The sequence below is a fragment of the Streptomyces megasporus genome, from assembly GCF_000718985.1.
Taxonomy (GTDB): Bacteria; Actinomycetota; Actinomycetes; order Streptomycetales; family Streptomycetaceae; genus Streptomyces; species Streptomyces megasporus.
The window spans coordinates 1-1110 of sequence record NZ_JODL01000067.1; the positions used below are offsets into that span (position 1 = coordinate 1).

1 protein-coding gene and 1 pseudogene are annotated in these 1110 nt (G+C 68.1%); both read left to right on the forward strand.

Going from position 1 to position 1110, the window contains the following annotated elements; all coding sequences use genetic code 11:
- Nucleotides 1-83 precede the first annotated feature (83 nt).
- On the forward strand, nt 84-542 hold the full coding sequence (locus IF47_RS0126640) for a hypothetical protein (RefSeq protein ID WP_031511573.1): 459 nt from the start codon (nt 84-86) through the stop codon (nt 540-542).
- Nucleotides 539-1110, forward strand: a pseudogene (locus tag IF47_RS0126645) (hypothetical protein); the annotation flags it as partial. The gene IF47_RS0126640 and the pseudogene IF47_RS0126645, both read left to right, overlap by 4 nt.

A 1110-nucleotide genomic window follows, 5' to 3' on the forward strand; every position in this document is an offset into this window, starting at 1 on the left:
GAACTCCGACTGGCGTCCCTCGCCGCCGCCTCTATAGCTTGTGTCGCCAGATGGCGAACAGTTCGAGCCACGGGGGTGGATGCGTGTCGTTCGACGACGAGTGGAACCAACTGGTGGCGGCAGCCGCCGAACGGAAGTCCACACAGATGCGGCTGAACAAGCTCGACGACGGCGGCGGAGGCGGATACGCCCCCACCTCCCAGGGCGAGCTCACCGTGCGGCAGAAGGACCTCGCCGAGGTCGGCGACGCCGCGCTCGACCTCTACGAGCGGCTCCGCAAGGACGGCGACCACGCCCGGGAGAGCAGCGGCAGCGCGGCCCGGAACCTCAAGGGCGACTTCGAGATCGGCGGCGCCCTGGACCACGTCACCACCCGGTGGCAGCAACAGCTGCGCACCCTCACCGACGCCTGCGCCCACATCTCCAACCACCTGGAGTACACCGACAGGGCCCACGCCGGCAACGAGCAGCACATCAGCGGCCTGTTCAACAGCCTCTCCACCCTGGACCAGGGCTTCGACGAAAGGACCCGGCGCCGGTGAAGCTCGACGCCCTCCGCTTCGCGGACTTCTCCACGCTGAACAAGGCCGTCGGCGACTGGTCGGAGATGGTCGCCAAGCTCCGGAAGCTGAAAGAGGACGCCGAGACCAAGCTCGACGCGAAGGCCAAGAAGGCCGACTGGTCCGGCTACAACGCCGACGTGACCCGCGAGTTCATCGCCAAGACCGTCCACGAGTTCGCCGACGCCCACACCCAGGCCACCTCCATCCACAACATCCTCAAGGACACCCACGGCGAGCTGGTCGAGTACAAGCGCCGGCTCAACGACGCCATCGCGCGCGGGCTGGAGAAGAACCTGACCGTGCGGTCCAATCCCGACGGCGGCTTCACCGTCACCATGAACATCCACCCCGACCGCGCCGCCAAGGGCACCGAGGTGCCCGACCACTCCGCCCAGGACGTCACCAATCTCCGTGACGAGATCCAGGACATCCTGACCAAGGCCGCCGAGAGCGACTCCACCGCCGCCCGGGCCCTGAAGGCGTTGGCCGACCAGAGTCCCTACGGTTTCTCCGGCGCCTCCTACGCCGACCGCGACGCCGCCGCCGA